The 15,915-nt window shown below is 65.3% G+C and carries 18 protein-coding genes; 7 read left to right on the forward strand and 11 right to left on the reverse strand.

Annotated features, from left to right (window positions below):
- Positions 1–131 precede the first annotated feature (131 nt).
- Positions 132–584: a hypothetical protein gene (locus tag GEV06_25110; GenBank protein MPZ21149.1), complete on the reverse strand. Its 453-nt coding sequence runs from the start codon at positions 582–584 to the stop codon at positions 132–134.
- Positions 585–663: 79 nt separating this feature from the next.
- Between GEV06_25110 and GEV06_25115 the strand changes: the two genes are divergently transcribed.
- The 4 genes from GEV06_25115 to GEV06_25130 all read left to right on the forward strand — a co-directional run bounded on the left by GEV06_25115 (position 664) and on the right by GEV06_25130 (position 3,117).
- Positions 664–909 (forward strand): hypothetical protein, encoded by a 246-nt coding sequence (locus GEV06_25115; protein ID MPZ21150.1) that lies wholly within the window; start codon positions 664–666, stop codon positions 907–909.
- A complete protein-coding gene (locus tag GEV06_25120; protein MPZ21151.1) occupies positions 906–1,115 on the forward strand; it encodes a hypothetical protein in 210 nt (69 codons plus the stop codon). The genes GEV06_25115 and GEV06_25120 overlap by 4 nt, the downstream gene beginning before the upstream one ends.
- A 412-nt stretch (positions 1,116–1,527) precedes the next feature.
- Entirely contained in the window at positions 1,528–2,169 is a 642-nt protein-coding gene (locus GEV06_25125; protein MPZ21152.1) for a response regulator, read from the forward strand.
- 450 nt (positions 2,170–2,619) lie between these two features.
- A complete protein-coding gene (locus tag GEV06_25130) occupies positions 2,620–3,117 on the forward strand; it encodes a MerR family DNA-binding protein (GenBank protein ID MPZ21153.1) in 498 nt (165 codons plus the stop codon).
- A gap of 423 nt (positions 3,118–3,540) precedes the next feature.
- Here the strand turns inward: GEV06_25130 and GEV06_25135 are convergent, their stop codons facing one another.
- The 6 genes from GEV06_25135 to GEV06_25160 all read right to left on the reverse strand — a co-directional run bounded on the left by GEV06_25135 (position 3,541) and on the right by GEV06_25160 (position 8,298).
- Entirely contained in the window at positions 3,541–3,876 is a 336-nt protein-coding gene (locus tag GEV06_25135) for an FAD-dependent oxidoreductase (protein ID MPZ21154.1), read from the reverse strand.
- Positions 3,873–4,139, reverse strand: a complete 267-nt coding sequence (gene merF, locus GEV06_25140; protein ID MPZ21155.1) for a mercury resistance system transport protein MerF — start codon at positions 4,137–4,139, stop codon at positions 3,873–3,875. The genes GEV06_25135 and merF overlap by 4 nt, the downstream gene beginning before the upstream one ends.
- Positions 4,140–4,250: 111 nt before the next feature.
- Complete coding sequence (locus GEV06_25145; protein MPZ21156.1) at positions 4,251–4,616, reverse strand: hypothetical protein; 366 nt, start codon at positions 4,614–4,616, stop codon at positions 4,251–4,253.
- 449 nt (positions 4,617–5,065) lie between these two features.
- The gene (locus GEV06_25150; protein ID MPZ21157.1) at positions 5,066–7,249 is read right to left on the reverse strand and encodes a molybdopterin-dependent oxidoreductase; all 2,184 of its coding nucleotides are present in this window, start codon (positions 7,247–7,249) and stop codon (positions 5,066–5,068) included.
- A gap of 9 nt (positions 7,250–7,258) precedes the next feature.
- Positions 7,259–7,828, reverse strand: coding sequence for a hypothetical protein (locus tag GEV06_25155; protein MPZ21158.1), 570 nt, complete (start codon positions 7,826–7,828; stop codon positions 7,259–7,261).
- Positions 7,825–8,298, reverse strand: a complete 474-nt coding sequence (locus tag GEV06_25160; protein MPZ21159.1) for a 2Fe-2S iron-sulfur cluster binding domain-containing protein — start codon at positions 8,296–8,298, stop codon at positions 7,825–7,827. Before GEV06_25160 ends, GEV06_25155 begins: the two co-directional genes overlap by 4 nt.
- Before the next feature lie 130 nt (positions 8,299–8,428).
- On the opposite strand from GEV06_25160, the gene GEV06_25165 reads away from it, so the two are divergent.
- Positions 8,429–9,397, forward strand: a complete 969-nt coding sequence (locus GEV06_25165; GenBank protein ID MPZ21160.1) for a helix-turn-helix domain-containing protein — start codon at positions 8,429–8,431, stop codon at positions 9,395–9,397.
- 374 nt (positions 9,398–9,771) lie between these two features.
- On the opposite strand, the gene GEV06_25170 is transcribed toward GEV06_25165, so the two are convergent.
- Entirely contained in the window at positions 9,772–10,107 is a 336-nt protein-coding gene (locus GEV06_25170; GenBank protein MPZ21161.1) for an FtsX-like permease family protein, read from the reverse strand.
- Positions 10,108–10,379: 272 nt separating this feature from the next.
- On the opposite strand from GEV06_25170, the gene GEV06_25175 reads away from it, so the two are divergent.
- On the forward strand, positions 10,380–11,510 hold the full coding sequence (locus tag GEV06_25175) for a glycosyltransferase (protein MPZ21162.1): 1,131 nt from the start codon (positions 10,380–10,382) through the stop codon (positions 11,508–11,510).
- Between the two features lie 66 nt (positions 11,511–11,576).
- Entirely contained in the window at positions 11,577–13,748 is a 2,172-nt protein-coding gene (locus GEV06_25180) for an amylo-alpha-1,6-glucosidase (protein ID MPZ21163.1), read from the forward strand.
- 379 nt (positions 13,749–14,127) lie between these two features.
- Here the strand turns inward: GEV06_25180 and GEV06_25185 are convergent, their stop codons facing one another.
- From GEV06_25185 to GEV06_25195, 3 genes are all read right to left on the reverse strand, one after another.
- Complete coding sequence (locus GEV06_25185; GenBank protein ID MPZ21164.1) at positions 14,128–14,661, reverse strand: NUDIX domain-containing protein; 534 nt, start codon at positions 14,659–14,661, stop codon at positions 14,128–14,130.
- A gap of 30 nt (positions 14,662–14,691) precedes the next feature.
- The gene (locus tag GEV06_25190; GenBank protein MPZ21165.1) at positions 14,692–15,333 is read right to left on the reverse strand and encodes a hypothetical protein; all 642 of its coding nucleotides are present in this window, start codon (positions 15,331–15,333) and stop codon (positions 14,692–14,694) included.
- A 48-nt stretch (positions 15,334–15,381) separates the two neighbouring features.
- A partial coding sequence (locus GEV06_25195; protein MPZ21166.1) for a mercuric reductase occupies positions 15,382–15,915 on the reverse strand: 534 nt, incomplete at its 5' end.

Below are 15,915 nucleotides of genomic sequence, written 5' to 3' on the forward strand. Positions count from 1 at the left end.
CTATTGCAGCAGGAAAAACGTCGAGAACAGGTGTGCTCAGCGTAGCGGGTCGAGGTGAGTTGGGGTGTGACAGGTCGAGAAGGCAGGACCCTGTCCCCCCTCGTTGCAGGGGGACAGGGCGGAGTGGAGGGTCAGAGGAATCCCAAGTTCCGAAGGCTTGACCATTGACCATCGACGCCGATGACCAGATGGTCGAAGAGATCGATTTCGAACAGCGCGGCCGCCTGCTTGAGTCGGCGGGTCAGCGCAATGTCGTGTGAACTTGGGTCGCAGACGCCACTCGGGTGGGAGTGGGCAATGAGGAAGGCGCTCGCATTCACGAGGAGCGCCGGCTGCAGTGCCTCGCGGGGCGTCAGGATGGCCGTGTCAAGTGTGCCCCGCGCGAGCAGGCGCCAGCCGAGCACGTGGCGTCTGGTGTTCACGTACAAGCCACCAATGACCTCGTGCGGTTTGGCAGCGAGCAGCGGTACCAGGAACCGTACGGCGTCGGCCGGCTCGAGGACAGCTTGGACGCCGAGGCACATCGGTCGGTCGTCGGCATCGCGGACGGGTCGGTAACTGAGGACGAGCTCGCGCAGCATCATCGGAATCCCCCTTGCTGAACACTCCGGTGGTGTGGCCGAAGCGCCGGCGGAAAGAAGGCACGCGCGCCTTGGGACGCGCGTGCGAATGACGACTCTGGCGACAGATTCGGCGGGCAGTCGCGTGCCGTGGAGGGCGCTACTCGTCGGAGGCCTCCCCACGTTCGTGGGTGGTGTACGCCTCGAGGATGCGATCGCCGAGGTGCGTCTGCGCGGCGAGGTCGGCGATCGGACGCAGCAGCGCGTACCAGCACGCGCGGGCTACTGGAAGAGGTTCTTCGTTATCCCGAGGTGCCGCCGCGGTGGCGCACGCGCGAGCTTGGGGTGACGCCGACGCCTCTCCTCACGGTGGCGTTTCGGAAGGCGAGTCTGGATTTGCGCTTCTTCTCGACGATTACCGCTTTCGCCACGCCGCGCGACGTGACCCTCGACGACCTCCGTATCGAATGCGCGTTTCCGGCCGATGATGCGACGGCGGAGTTCTGCCGAGCGCTTGCGCGAGACGAGGTCGCACTCGACAGACAGTCTGGATGACTCCGTGGATCACGTCCGCTGAGGACCTTTGGCAGCCGAGCGAGAGGACGGATAGCAGCTCGGCGGCATGGGGGAGCTCGACAAGAGCTCGGGCCAGCCGCAACTGCGTGAGATAACCGTGCAACGGGACCCCTTCGACTCGGCGAAAGACATCTGTGAGATAGGCCGGTGAGGCACCCACGATCCGCCACGCCCATGCCACTAACCTTTGGGTCGAGCTTCTGACGTCGAACGGTGAGATGACCTTGCGGACCCGAGACGATGGTCGCGGCACGCGGGAGATCCGTCTGGGACACGGGCTGACGGGGATGCGGGAGCGTCTGGAGCTGGTCGGCGGACGACTGGAGGTCCAATCGCAGCCAGCCCGTGGGTTTCACGTCAGTGTCTGGATCCCCGTTTCTGGAGGCTCCGCATGATCCGGGTCTGCGTGGTCGAGGACCAGACGCTGGTGCGACAGGGCATCCAGACACTGCTCGGGCTCGTCGACGACATCGAGGTCGTGGCAGAAGCGCAGGACGGCGAGGAGGCGCTCGACCTGATCCCGCGGGTCAAACCGGACGTCGTCCTCCTGGACATGTACATGCCCAAGCGCAGTGGGCTCGAAGTTCTGAACGCGCTGCGCCAGGCGAACGCGTTACCGTCCACACTCGTCCTGACGACATTCGACGAGGACCATCTCGTGATCGGCGGCCTCCGGGCCGGCGCGAAGGGCTTTCTGCTCAAGGACGTCTCGCTCGAGCAATTGACGAGGACGATTCGGACGCTCTCGAGCGGGGGCACCCTCGTGCAACCGGTCGTCACTGAGCGACTCCTGCAGAATCGCCCGCCCGTGCAATGTGACTTTCCGAGTCTCCCATCCCCGGACCCGCTCAGTGGTCGCGAGCTGGAAATCCTGCGTCTCATGGCGCTCGGTCACAGCAATCGGGAAATCGCGGAGGCGCTGGGCATCGCAGAAGGCACGGTGAAGAACTACGTCTCGGTCATTCTGTCAAAGATAGGCGTGCGCGATCGCACGCGCGCGGTCTTGAAAGCGCTCGAGACGGGCGTGCTGTAACGACTACTCAGTTGTGGGTGGGCGCCCACCGAGTGTGCGCCTGTTGGGCAGCGCACTCCCATCCGACGGCCCTGAACGCGTCCACACAGCCTGGAGTCGACGATGCGTACATTCGAGAATCTCGGCCTGAAGTTTGTTCGCGGGGGAGCTGGCCTGCTCGTGCTCGGTCTCTTCACAGGGTACGGGCCATTGGGTCATTGATCTCTTTGAGGGCCTCTACTACGAGCCACACGCCGATCCTGAATCTGTGGTCATCGATTGATGGCGCGTTCCTCTCTCTGCGTGGGCTGTGTGCTGTTTTTGGTGGTGTTGCCGCGCTCGACACAGTATGCGCGAGAGTGAAAGGCGTCGTCACCAAGCGGTTTCCACGCACTCGGCGGAAGCGACGGTGTGGCTCATCAGGAGGGCGTGATGGCCGCCACTGTGGCTCCGTCATCACGCTGAATCGCCATGAAGGAAAACCGCTTGACTCTGGAGCCGACTCCAGGGCGCATAATTGATTTTGGCGGCGGAAGGCGAGAGGAGCAGCCCGCGTCTCTCGAGATGTTCCGCATCGGACAGCTAGCCGAACCGAGCGGCATGACACCCGACACGCTGCGCTATTACGCGCGGCACAGGCTTCTCCCGACGACGCCGCGGACCTCAGGCGGCTTGCGAATGTACCCTGCGGCGACGACGCTCGTGCGCCTGCGCTTCATCAAGCAGGCCCAGGTGCTGGGGCTCAGCCTCGACGAGATCCGCGAGGTTCTGCGCCATCTTGACCGCGGCGGCCGTAGCCATTGCGGCCGCGTTCGGGAATTGCTCGTCGCGAAGCTGCAGGAACTGGACGCACGGTTAATGGAGCTTCGGGAATTTCGTCGGCCGCTGCAGGGTTATATCCAGCAGTGCAACGAGGGTTTGCGCCGGCACGGCGGGGAACCGTGCCCGGTGACCGCGGAGTTGCACTGAAGAACTGATCGGACTCTTGAGGATAGCTGAAATAATCGCGGAGGTCACCTACGATTCATCGAAGACAGACCCCGACACGATCGCCAAGGCCATCACGGATAATTCCGGCTTCAAGGCTCGCGTGCCGAAAGGACCGAAAGGAGAGGCCTCGAAAGAGGAGCCCTCAAAGCAGAATGCACGGAAGAGGGCCGGTTGCTGCTGACCGAAACGCCTCAACCCACCACGCGCATTCGGCATCAACGGGCGCATCGGCTACATTGACGCCAAAATGGCGATGCCAACGACAGATATGCTGATCTGTGCCGCAGCTGGCCGGTTACAGCGTGCAGGTCACGCGATGTCGCCTTGCGGCTCACTCAGACACGACCTACGCGCAGCACGACAGCTTCCCAACGTCCCCCGTAAAGGTTTGCGCCGCCAACTTCAGGCCTTCAACCGTCGTGAGATACTCACCAGCGCGTCCTTGTGCCGCAGCACAGCGCGCCAATCCGTGACCCGCGCCTCGCCGGCGATGCCGTTGAATCGTGACGCCGCCTTGGCCTGGTGAAGGGTTTCCGCCGCGCGGATGAGGGTCTTCGATGGCACGCAGCCGGTGTTGACGCACGTGCCGCCGATGGTTCCACGGCCGGTGAGTGCAACATGCGCGCCTTGCTCGGCAGCCGTGATCGCGGCCGAGAAACCGGCCGATCCAGCGCCGATCACAGCGAGGTCGTACGAACCGCTCCGCTTGTCGTGGTGGTCCGCGCAGCAGTCACTCATCGTTTCAAGCCTTTCGTTGTCGCGTCACGGTCGGAAGTCTCTGATTCACCGCCGGCACTGGCGCTGGCGCGTCGGCGATAGAGGCCGAGCGCCACAACGCCGAGGCTAACAACCAGAAGCGGGAAGAACACATAGTCCGCCCCGGCGAGCCAGGCCCCGAGGCCAATTGCTGGCAAGACCACGACGAGCAGCGGCGTGAAGCAGCAGAGCGCAGCGACGACGGCGCCGACCGTGCCCGTGCGGATCAACGTCCAGTTCTGCATGTCAGTCACCCGCTTGCACCGCGTGCGCGCGGTCGATCGTTGTCGTGCAACCTTTCCAGGTCAGCTCCACGATCTTCAGCATCCACTCCGTCTGCGCCATCATCGTGTCCTTCATCGTTCGGAGGTCGACTGCGTGGCGACCGTCGCCGTGAATCCCGACTTCTCCGACACCGCGCGCGCGATAGCGTCAGCTGTGGTCTTCGACGCGTCGTAGGTGACGTCCGCTGTATTCGCTTCCAAGCTCACGACGGCGTCCTTGACCCCGTCGACACCCTTTGCAGCCATCTTCACGGCTGCCGCACAGCCGCCGCAGGTCATTCCTTCAATCCGGAGCACGCTGACCTGATCGGCCTGCGGCTGTGCTTGTTCGGCCTGCGGCTCGGCCTGCTGCGTGCCCTCGGCCCTGGGGCCGAACGCCCAGAAGATGAACCCCAGGGCGAGTCCGACCGCTGCGATGACCGCGAGTATCACACGCATGGAAACCTCCTCGAGCTCAGAGAAACCCACCAGCGTAGTAACGAAGCGCGGCCAGTACGAGCACGACGATCGTCGCCACTCCTCGCCACCACCCCTTCACCCCTCACGATACCTCGTGGAGTCGACTCCAGAGTCCAAGGAGAAAAACACCCGTGGGGCAGGGCAGCAGGACGATCACGCTCGCGCCCACGTCGAGCACGGCTCCCATCGCCACGCCGACGAGCCTCGCGATGATCGGCAACCCGGCGCAACACGCGACGGCGAGGACAGCAATCCCCGAACCCGACCAGCCGCTTGCCCGAGGGTGGCCTGAAGGAGTTCGTCCGGCGCCTTCGCCAGGACATGGTGCTCGGCGTGTTCGAGCCGGTGATCCAGAGCGTACGTCACGGCCAGGGCACACGACAGCATGCGAGGGAACCTTGATGGCCCTCCTGATGGCGTGCGCGGGATCATCCGATGCTCAGCCCGTGGCGTGACAGGGGAAGCGAGCGGTAGCGTTGGCCCGTGGCCTGGAAGATCGCGTTGGTCAGCGCGGGGATCACCGTGACGGGCCCCACTTCGCCGATGCCGCCCAGCGGCCGCGCGCCGCTGTCGACGAAGTGAACGTCCACGGGAGGCATCTCGGGCATGCGAAACACCCGATAGTCGTGCCAGTTGCTCTCCATGGTGCGTCCGCGCGCGAACGTGGTCTGGGACAGAAACGCGCACGACAGCCCCCATGCCACACCGCCCTCGAGCGAGTTTGCGGAGATGCCAGGATCGAGGACGGTGCCGGGATCCGCAACACATGTGACTCGATGGATCTTGATGACGCCTTGCTGCGCCACCGAGATCTCCACCACGTGCGCCGTCAGCGTTCGAAAGGCTTCGCAGAACGCGATGCCGCGATAGCGGCCGGGTTGCGCGCCGCTCGTCCAGCCCGATTTCTCCGCCGCCATGTCGAGCACGCCCCGTGCGCGCGCATCGTCGCCCAGCAGCTCACGGCGATACTGATACGGATCCTGCCCCTTCGCATGCGCCAGCTCGTCGATGAAGCTCTCCAACGCGAACACGTTCGGCCCGAATCCGGTCGTACGCAGCACCGACGTCGGGACGCCGATCTTCAACAGCTTGAAGTCCACCCGGACGTTCGGAATCCGGTAACGCGTCTCGATCACGCCTTCGCAGCAGCTCGGATCGTACGTGTCGGTAACCGCAGGCGGATACACGAACTGGAGGATCGACGGCGACACCAGCTTGTGCGCGATCGCCTGCACGCGGCCGCGCGCGTCGATGCCCGCGGTGATGCGATGCGCGACGGCCGGGCGATAGATGTCGTGCTGCATGTCCTCCTCGCGCGACCAGATGACCTTCACCGGCGCGGCGACGGCCTTGGATGCCACGACGGCGTGCACGACGAAGTCAGCGACGAGCCGCCGCCCGAACCCGCCGCCGAGCAGCGTTCGATGAATCGCAATCTTCTCCTTCGGGATCCCGAGCAATTGCGAGACGACGATCTGCGTAAGCTCCTGCCCTTGCGTCGGCGCCCAGACGTCGCACGCGTCGGCGGTGACGGATGCCGTGCAGTTCATGGGCTCCATCGTCGCGTGCGCGAGGAACTGGGACTCGTAGTCGTGCGAGATTGTCGTCGCAAAGCCCCTCGTGAGCGCATCTCGATCGCCAGTGACGTGCGGCGTATGCCACGAGTCGCCGGCGAGCGCGGCCTGATACTGCCCGCGCACCGTCTCGCTGCTCAGCGAGGCGTTGGCACGATCATCGAACTCGACGTGGAGCGCGTCGAGCGCCGTCCGCGCCTGCCAGTAGCTTCGCGCGACGACGGCGACGCCGTTGGGGATCGCGACGACATCCATCACACCCGGGAATTGGCGGATCGACTCACGGTCGTATTTCGTCACCGTTCCACCGAAGACGGGGCTCGTCTTCACCGCGGCGTAGACCATGCCGGGGACCGTGACGTCCATACCGTAGATCGCACTGCCGTTTACCTTGGCCGTGCTCTCGATGCGCGGAAGTGCCGTGCCGATCAGCGTCCATTCGCTCGGGCTCTTGAGCCGCGGTTTCTCAGGACGCTTCAGCGTTGCGGCGGCCTCCGCGAGCTCGCCAAAGCTCAGGCGCCGACCGGTCGACGAATGAATCACGTGACTTTGTTCGGCTCGACACGTCCCTGGATCGACGCTCCATCGGGCCGCCGCCGCGGCGATGAGCATCTCCCGGCCTGCGGCGCCCATCTCGCGCATGAGGTCGAAGAACGCAGTGGTGCTCTCGCTGTTGCCCGTGAACTGCCAATTGATACGTGGATTGCGATACGCGGGAGCGACTGGAGCGTTCTCCAGACGGACACGACTCCAATCGGCTCCCAGCTCGTCTGCCAATGCGGCCGGCAGCGTCGTCTGAATGCCCTGCCCCATCTCGGCTTGAGACGAGACGATCGTGATCATGTTATCCGTGGAGATCTTCAGCCACGCGCTCAGCGTCGTCTCTCGTTGCGCCTGCGCGACCTGCGCGCCGGCTGCAGCCGCGGGCTCTACGAGCACGCCGTGCAGCAGCAGTCCCCCGGCGGCCAGCGTGCTGGAGATCATGAACTGCCGGCGGCTCGACACCGTCATGTCATCGAGATCGAGTTGAATTGCCATTTGCCGTGCCTATTCCGGACACACCGCGCCCAAATCGATCCACGTCGCGAACGCCTTGACGAACGCGTCGTGCGAGACCGGCGGCAGCGTGCGTCCCGGCCCTGGGCTCCAGCCCGACAGCACGAGCGGATCGTGGCGGAGATGCTCGAGCAGATCCTGCGCCCTTCGGTTGCCGTTCTGCGAGGGGTCGATCAGCCGTCGGCACAGATCGCCCACGCTCAATCCCTTCCAGGCCATTGGCGTCGATGGCGGCGGCAAACGCCAGTCCGGCGCGCCTGGAGGCGCGTGCAGCACTGGCGCGCTCACGTCCTGATGGCAGTTCGTGCACCGCATGACGGGCGTGCCGCGACCGTCGAGGCCGCGTCGAACGAGCATCGTGTGCGGCCGGCCATCGTCTCCCTGCAGCGGCGCGGCGCCGGAGATATGGCAGTTCGCACAGCGCGCGCTCGACAACACGGTGGCGATCGGCTCGAACGCGCGCGCGGCACGCTGACGCTGCTGTTCAGCCGCTCGCACCGATTGAACCGCCGCGTACGCGATGACGACGGCGACGATGCCAGCGAGCAGGAGCGCTCTCATTCGGCCGCTCCCGCCATCGAGCGCGCAGCGCGATGCACCGCTCGCCGAATCCGCGCATAGGTTCCACATCGGCAGATGTTGCCGGCCATCGCCTCGTCGATGTCCGCGTCGGTCGGGCGTACGATCGCGCGCAACAGCACGACCGCCGACATGATCTGGCCCGACTGACAGTAGCCGCACTGCGCCACCTGTTCCGCGAGCCAGGCCTGCTGCACAGGATGCGTCGCATCCGGCGAGAGCCCTTCGATCGTCGTCACGCGCTTGCCCTCGGCTCTCGCGATCGGCGTCACGCAGGAGCGCACCGCGTTGCCATCGAGGATCACCGTGCACGCGCCGCACTGTGCGATGCCGCAGCCGAACTTCGTGCCCGTCAGCCCGAACGACTCGCGGAGCACCCACAGCAGCGGCGTGGTCGGATCGACGTCGGCGACGCGACGTGTGTCATTGACAGTCAACGCAATGAGAGCCATCGTCAGTCCCGTTGAGGTGTTAGAGCGATATGGACGACATCTCAGGTGTTATAGTTCGGCGACGTGTGGCGGATCTATGACCGCAACGCTTGAAGATTTGACCATTCCTCCTTCGCGTGCGTGAGGTCGTATGGGTGTGCTGATGGACACGCGAGGCGCCGACGTCTTCGCGGACGTTCTGGACTCGCTCAAATTGAGAGGCCGAGTCTTCTGCCGGTGTGAGCTCTCGGCGCCGTGGGCGTTGGGCTTCGCGGCCGGTGACTTCTCGCACTTCCACGTCATCGAGCAAGGTCGGTGCTGGCTTCGGCTCGAGGGGCGCGCGGACGCAATCGCGATCGAGGAAGGTGATTTGCTGCTGGTGCCGAGAGGGCATGGCTACCAGCTCAGCGATCACCCGCACACGGCGCCGATTCCACTGACCGATCTCATCGCTGATTCCGAGGGCGGCCTCCGCGCGGTGCTCCGTTACGGCGGCGGCGGTCGGGAGACCAGACTGATTTGCGGGTCGTTCGAGTTCGCGGGGCCGCACGTGCAGTCGTTCTTGGCCGTGCTTCCGGAGTGGATCCGCGTGCCGAAAGACGACTGCCATGGCAACGAGTGGCTCGACGCGACGATCCGGTTGCTCCGGCGCGAGACGCAGCAGACGGAAGTGGGCGCCGAGACGATCATCGCCAGGCTCATCGACGTCATGTTCGTGGAAGCGGTCCGCACCTGGCTGAGAGAACAGCCGTCAGGCTCGGCGGGATGGTTGGGCGCGCTGCGCGACCCGGGGATCGGCGTCGTGCTCGGCCTCATTCATCAGTCACCCGAACGACGATGGACCGTGCCCGCGTTGGCCGCCGCCATCGGGATGTCTCGTTCGCCCTTCGCGGCGAAGTTCACCGCGCTGGTCGGCGTGTCGCCAATGGCCTACTTGAAGCGCTGGCGCATGCACGTGGGTGCGGCGCTGCTTCGCCAGCACACACTCGCGGTATCGAGCATCGCGGAGCGCGCCGGCTACGAGTCCGTAGAGGCGTTCAGCCGAGTGTTCACGCGTGAGTTCGGCGTCCCTCCAGGAACCTATCGCCGCCGCGCGCAACGCTTGAAAGGACAAGTCTGATGCATATCGTGGTCTATGCTGCGGCGAACCGGTGCCGGTAGGCGCGCGGCGTGATCCCGAGGTGCCGGCGATCTGGTATACAGTCACATGCACGCGTACCTCGCCGACGGTTTCCCTGATCAGTGGCTCGCAAACCTGCAACGGGCGAAACGCGAGCTGCCCGCTGACAGCGCGTTGTTCATGGGGCATGGCTAGCCAGTGACTGGGCATGCGTTGCTCGACTGGCAGGTGAGGACAGGGGGAGCCCACGGCCACAGACACAGCGCACGACAACCGTGGCTCGGTGCACGTCATCGCGTGCCTGGCTCCGGCGCGCCGCGCGGCGTCGATCGATCCGATGGACGCCGTGCGACACGAGTAATCGATCACCGGCGCTAGTCATGGCGCAGCGCGCGGATTGGATTGATGCCCGCGGCGCGGCGTGTCGGGATCAGGCCGGCCAGCGCGGCGACGCTCGCCAGCACCACGACCGCCGCGGCCATGGTCGCCGGATCGGTCGGGGTGATCCCGAAGAGCTGACTCCCGACGTACCGGCCGAGCCCCCACGCGGCGGCCAACCCGATCGCGACGCCGACGCCGACCAGCGCCGCCACATGGCGCAGGATCATCGCGGCGACGTCGCGCGAGCCGGCGCCGAGCGCCATGCGGATGCCGATCTCGCGGGTGCGCCGCGCCACGGTGTACGCCATCACGCCGTAAAGGCCCATCATCGCGAGCAGCGTGGCGAGGACGCCGAACAGCGAGGTAGCGCGGCTGCGGAATTGTTCCTATCCTGTGCGCAGATTTCCTCATGGGCGCGTGGGTGCCCGTACGATGGATATGGGCGTGACTCGATCTAAGATAAGGATGGTGTCGTAGGTGGCAGCCTTCTTGCCGGCTTGATCTCCAGCGGCCCTTCTTGTTTTCGCCGCCGCTGTGAGTCTCGCGTTATCTTCGTGTTCGGAGCGGGTAATCGCTCCGAACCATCGCCGAGGGAGGTGGTGTGAGGATTGCTCAGGTCTCTCCGCTTTATGAGAGTGTCCCTCCGAGGTTGTATGGAGGGACGGAACGAGTGGTCTCGTACCTGACCGAAGAGCTCGTGCAGCAAGGCCATGAGGTTACACTCTTCGCCAGTGGTGATTCTGCGACGACGGCACGGCTCGTACCCGGCTGTCCAGAAGCGCTGCGGTCGGCGGGATCGTGCCTGGATCCGCTCGCGCACCACGTCCTCATGTTGGAGCAACTGTTTCAGCGTGCCGAAGAATTCGACATCATCCATCTGCATGTCGACTATCTGTACTTCTCCCTGAGTCGGCGCTCGACAGTGCCTAGCGTGACCACACTGCACGGCCGCCTCGACCTCCCCGATCTCCAACCGCTGTTTCGAGAGTTCAGCGACACGCGCGTCATCTCGATCTCCGACGCGCAGCGTGCGGCACTGCCCGGTGCGAACTGGCTGGGGACCGTTTACCACGGGTTACCAGAGGACCGCCACACGTTCTATCAGGGTGCCGGCGACTACCTGGCGTTCGTGGGGCGAATTTCGCCCGAGAAGCGGGTCGACCGCGCCATCGAGATTGCGCGTCGCGCTGAGATGCCCATCAAGATCGCGGCGAAGATCGATAAGCAGGACCGCGAGTACTTCGAACGCGACATCGCGCCACTCTTCGTCCTGCCGCACGTGCAATACCTCGGTGAGATCGGTGAGTCGGTCAAGTGGGAGCTTCTGGGCCACGCGCGCGCGCTGCTGTTCCCCATCGATTGGTGTGAGCCGTTCGGCCTGGTCGTGATCGAGGCGATGGCGTGTGGCACACCGGTTATTGCCTGCCGCAAGGGCTCCGTGCCAGAAGTGATGGTGGACGGGGTCACCGGTTTTATCGTCGACACGGTGGACGAGGCGGTGTGCGCCGTTGGCCACGTGCGGGAGCTGAGCCGCGCCGCGTGCCGCCGCGTCTTCGAGGAGCGCTACACAGCGGCCCGCATGGCGCGCGATTACGTGAAGATCTACGATCAGGTCCTTGCCCCGGCACCGTCACCCGTGCTGATCGCCGCAGGCGTCCCGCGGTACGCTCGGGAGATTGTCAGCGCAGCCAATCGGCCGACCCTGCCGGGAAACCGGGACTTTGCAGCTTGAGATCGGCGCCTCAAGGGTTTTGGCATGTCCGTGAATGAGCCCGCCGAAAAGACGGCGCGCCAGCCCTTGCCGGTCAGCGACATCGTCGAGATCGACGACGAGTTCTATATTCTCGCCAGCTCGCCGTTCGCTGACTACCACCACATCATCCTCAAGCACGCCGATACGTTTGCCGTGTTCGACGATTTCGGTGACATCAAGCCAGTGGGACTGGGCGAGGAGGGGATCTACCATCAGGGGACGCGCTTCCTTTCCTGTCTGCTCCTCCGGCTGGAACGCGAGCGCCCGCTATTCCTGAGCTCCGCCGTCAAGCAGGACAACACGCTCATCGTCGTCGACCTGACCAACCCCGACGTCTCGTCCGATCGTCACGTGCGCATCCCACGCGGGACGCTGCACCTCTCACGAACGAAGTTGCTGTGGGGCGGCGTCTGCCACGAGCGGCTAACCGTTCGGAACTACGGCCTCGAGCCTGTCTGCACCTCGCTCCTGCTCCACTTCGAAGCGGACTACGCGGACATCTTCGAGGTCCGTGGAAGGTCGCGCGAGCGACGGGGGCAGGTACGGGCGCCGATGACGACAGATGCCGAGTTGCAACTCAGCTACGAGGGACTAGACCGCGTGGTGAGGACCACGCGCATCTCCGTGACGCCGGCGCCAGCAGCCATCGAGGCGAACGATGTTCGGCTGGACATCGCGCTCAAGCCCGGTGAGGAGACCCGCTACGATCTGGCCATTGGCTGTGAAACCGGTGCCGATGCCGGCCGCGCTGGCTTTTTCGACATGGCGTTCGAGCAGGCGTCCAATACACTCGGCGCATACCGTGCGGGTTTCAGTCGTCTCTCCACCTCGAACGAGCAGTTCAACGATTGGTTGAATCAGAGTCTGGACGACCTGTCGATGATGCTGACCGAGACGCCCGCTGGACCGTACCCGTATGCCGGCGTGCCCTGGTTCAGCACCCCATTTGGCCGCGATGGCATCATCACGGCGCTCGAGTGCCTCTGGCTGAACCCAGGGTTGGCGCGCGGTGTGTTGGGGTATCTGGCCGCCACTCAAGCCACCGAGGCCCTGCCTGAACAGGATGCCGAGCCGGGCAAGATTCTCCACGAAACACGTGAAGGAGAGATGGCGGCACTCGGCGAGATCCCCTTCGGACGCTATTACGGCAGCCACGACACGACACCGCTCTTCGTGCTGCTGGCTGCTGAGTACCATCGGCGCACGGCCGACAGGCCGTTCATCGAGCAAATCTGGCCGAGCGTCCAGCGCGCGCTCGCGTGGATCGAGACGTTCGGCGATCTGGACGGGGATCTGTTCCTGGAGTATCGGCGCAAGTCGAGCCATGGGTTGATCCAGCAAGGTTGGAAGGACTCGCACGACTCGGTCTTTCACCAGGACGGAACGCCAGCGGAACCTCCTATTGCGTTGTGCGAGGTACAGGCGTACGTCTACGGTGCTTGGTGCGGTGCGTCGAAGCTGGCGACAATGCTGGGCGACAATGTCCGTGCCGCGGAGCTCGCCCAGCAGGCGAGGATGCTCAGAGAGAAATTCGAAGCGACCTTCTGGTTGGAGGAGCTCGGCACCTACGCGCTCGCACTGGACGGGAAAAAGCGGCCGTGTCGGCTGCGTGCCTCGAATGCCGGTCACTGTCTCCTCACGGGGCTGGTGGGCCCGGAGCGCGCCTCCCGCCTGGCCGAGACGCTGCTCGATGACTCGATGTTCTCGGGATGGGGAATCCGCACGCTGGCTACCGATCAGGCGCGTTACAACCCAATGTCGTATCACAACGGGTCGGTCTGGCCACACGACAACGCCATCATCGCGCTCGGCCTCTCTCGCTACGGGCGGAAGGCGGACGCATTGCGGGTGATGACCGGGTTGTTCGACGCCAGTTTGTTCGTCGACGCGCACCGGCTGCCGGAGCTGTTCTGCGGCTTCCCGCGGCGGCCGTCGGCAGCCCCGACGTTGTATCCGGTGGCGTGCGCACCGCAAGCCTGGGCGGCGGCCGCGGTGTTCCCGCTGCTGCAGGCGGCGCTCGGTCTTGATATCTGCGCGCCCGAACGCGTCCTACGATTCCAGGACCCGATGCTGCCACCGTTCCTTGAGGAAATCCAGATTGCGAACCTGGTGGTCGGCGACGCCGTTGTCGACCTCCTCTTGCAGCGCCATGCCCACGACGTTGGCGTAGAAGTACAGCGCCGTGAGGGTAATGTCGACGTTGTTGTCGTTAAATGAAGTCTTGGGACGATAGGCGGCATGGGGCCGGTTTTCGCGGAAGTCAACGGAATCTCCGTTAGAGCGGTTTTTCGCGGTCGGCGGTCAACGGAATGCCCCTTCTCGGATACAGCGGCGCCGCCCACGCCACACGCACCGTGCCACACGCACCGTCGGAGCCACGCGACGGCCGTACCGACGGCAGCCGTCCAGCACGTATCTGAGTGGCCACGCCACACCCGGCATAGCCACAGCGCACGGTAGACGAGGACGAAGGCGCTCGCGGCACTTGCTCCCGCACCCGCGGGCGGGAGGCGCGTCCAGCTCGCCCGAGCAAGCGCGCCGCCTCCGAGATGCTGGGGAGTGAGGCTTCGACGCGTCGCCCGGGCAGCGACGCGGATCACGTCCCGAAGATGCCGGCGGGCGGGCGTTGCAGCGGATCCTCGAGGGTGGCGATAAACGGCCGCACCGCGCGAGGCGGCTGCCGGCCGTCGAGCAGCAGGCGTACCCACTCGCGCAGCTCCGGCGGGTACAGCGGCGTCGTGTCGATCTCCTCGAGCGGCGCCCACCACGCTGGGTTCTCACCCGGTCCGGGGCGCACCGTCGTGTCGTCATCGATGAGGTCGGCAGTCAGGAAGACCTCGATCCCATAGAGGTGTCTCGCTACCTCCAGACGGTGCTCCTGGTTCGCCAATGGAGGGCAATACGCTGGCACCACCCACTCGCGCAGGAATGCGAGTCCGGTCACCCGCACGCGCAGGCCGGTTTCCTCAAGCACCTCGCGTTCGCCACAATCCGCGAGCGACTCGTGCGGCTCGATCCCACCGCCCGGCAGGATCGAGTAGGCGCCTTCGCCGTGCAGGAGCAGCTGCCCCTCATGTACCACGATGACGCGAGTGCGGACGTTGTCATAGATCGAATGGGGATGGTCCATATCGTGTCACGCAGGCTGCTTCTTCTTTCGTCAGGTCTTGAGCAGGGGACCGAAGATGCGCCGGCCGACCTCGACCGCGGAGTCCTGGTCCAGGATCGGACCGCGCACCTCCGGGTTGGCCGTCAGGTAGGCCTGCGCCTGCTCGGCGCTCGCAAAGAACCTGATGTGGGGGCACGCACACGCCGAGGCCGGGCCGTCCTGGTCGATCCGGCCGTACAGCAGCACGGTGCTGGGCGGCTCCCACAGCCATGCGCCTTCGCGCCGTTCGATGCGGATGACCTCACCACCCTCAGAGGAGGCGATGACGCCATCACGGCCGGTCATGGTCGGGATGCCAAGCGCATCGACCGCGCACATCGCATACAGCGGTGGCGTGCCGCTCAGGCGCACCCGGTGCGCGGTCCGGCGCCCAGAAAAGGGGTAGGCGACCATGACCGCGTCGCCAGCGACATGGACCAGGTCCACCTCCGCCAAGCGGGTGATCGCGTCGGTGGGATCAAGCGTGAGGTCCTGAGCGGCCTGCCGCAGCCAGGTCACGCTTGGCGCGGCGCCGGTGTCCAAGCACCGCCGCAAAGTGGCGCGGTGCAGCGCCTGCAGCGCGGGGGGCAGGCCGGCTTGGCTGTCTTGCATCTCGCCTTGCACGAGCTGGTCGATCTGGGTGTGATTGAGCATGTGTGGGTCCTTCCTATCTAGTGGGCTAGTGGGCTAGCGCCCGAGTGGTCAGGAGGCGCAGCACGAGAGCTTGGAGACATCGCGAGTGAAACTCAGCGCGGCGAGCCTGATTCCTTCAGTCATGGTGAGGAACGGCGACCACGATTCGGCCATCTGGTCTGTGGTCATGCCGCACGCGAGCGCGTAGACGGCGGCCTGGATCAGATCGCCCGCACCATCGGCCACCACGTGGACGCCACGCACCCGGCCGCTTACGCGCTCGGCCACGAGCTTGATCACCCCGCGGGTGTCTCGGTTCACCAGCGCCCGTGGCACCTGCTCCAGGGGCAGGACCCGGCATTCGCACGCCAGTCCCGGCTGGCCCTGCGCCCGCGCGTTGGCTTGGGCTTCGGTGAGCCCCACCGCGGCGATCGCGGGCGAGGTGAACGTGACCCTGGGCACCAGGGCCTCATCGATGGTGCGTCCAGCCTGGTCAAAGGCGTTGTCGACCATCACCGCACCCTGCGCGGCGGCGAAGTAGACATACTGCGGGGCGCCAGCGACATCACCGGCCGCCCAGATCCGCGGGTTGGTCGTTTGCAG

The sequence above is a fragment of the Luteitalea sp. genome (assembly GCA_009377605.1).
Taxonomy (GTDB): domain Bacteria; phylum Acidobacteriota; class Vicinamibacteria; order Vicinamibacterales; family Vicinamibacteraceae; genus WHTT01.

Excerpts from the sequence above, each read along its gene's own strand:
- GEV06_25110 (MPZ21149.1), bottom strand. The coding sequence starts at position 584 with ATGATGCTGCGCGAGCTCGTCCTCAGTTACCGACCCGTCCGCGATGCC.
- GEV06_25125 (MPZ21152.1), top strand. The coding sequence starts at position 1,528 with ATGATCCGGGTCTGCGTGGTCGAGGACCAGACGCTGGTGCGACAGGGC.
- GEV06_25130 (MPZ21153.1), top strand. The coding sequence starts at position 2,620 with ATGAAGGAAAACCGCTTGACTCTGGAGCCGACTCCAGGGCGCATAATT.
- GEV06_25135 (MPZ21154.1), bottom strand. The coding sequence starts at position 3,876 with ATGAGTGACTGCTGCGCGGACCACCACGACAAGCGGAGCGGTTCGTAC.
- merF (MPZ21155.1), bottom strand. The coding sequence starts at position 4,139 with ATGCAGAACTGGACGTTGATCCGCACGGGCACGGTCGGCGCCGTCGTC.
- GEV06_25145 (MPZ21156.1), bottom strand. The coding sequence starts at position 4,616 with ATGCGTGTGATACTCGCGGTCATCGCAGCGGTCGGACTCGCCCTGGGG.
- GEV06_25150 (MPZ21157.1), bottom strand. The coding sequence starts at position 7,249 with ATGGCAATTCAACTCGATCTCGATGACATGACGGTGTCGAGCCGCCGG.
- GEV06_25155 (MPZ21158.1), bottom strand. The coding sequence starts at position 7,828 with ATGAGAGCGCTCCTGCTCGCTGGCATCGTCGCCGTCGTCATCGCGTAC.
- GEV06_25160 (MPZ21159.1), bottom strand. The coding sequence starts at position 8,298 with ATGGCTCTCATTGCGTTGACTGTCAATGACACACGTCGCGTCGCCGAC.
- GEV06_25165 (MPZ21160.1), top strand. The coding sequence starts at position 8,429 with ATGGGTGTGCTGATGGACACGCGAGGCGCCGACGTCTTCGCGGACGTT.
- GEV06_25170 (MPZ21161.1), bottom strand. The coding sequence starts at position 10,107 with ATGATGGGCCTTTACGGCGTGATGGCGTACACCGTGGCGCGGCGCACC.
- GEV06_25185 (MPZ21164.1), bottom strand. The coding sequence starts at position 14,661 with ATGGACCATCCCCATTCGATCTATGACAACGTCCGCACTCGCGTCATC.
- GEV06_25190 (MPZ21165.1), bottom strand. The coding sequence starts at position 15,333 with ATGCTCAATCACACCCAGATCGACCAGCTCGTGCAAGGCGAGATGCAA.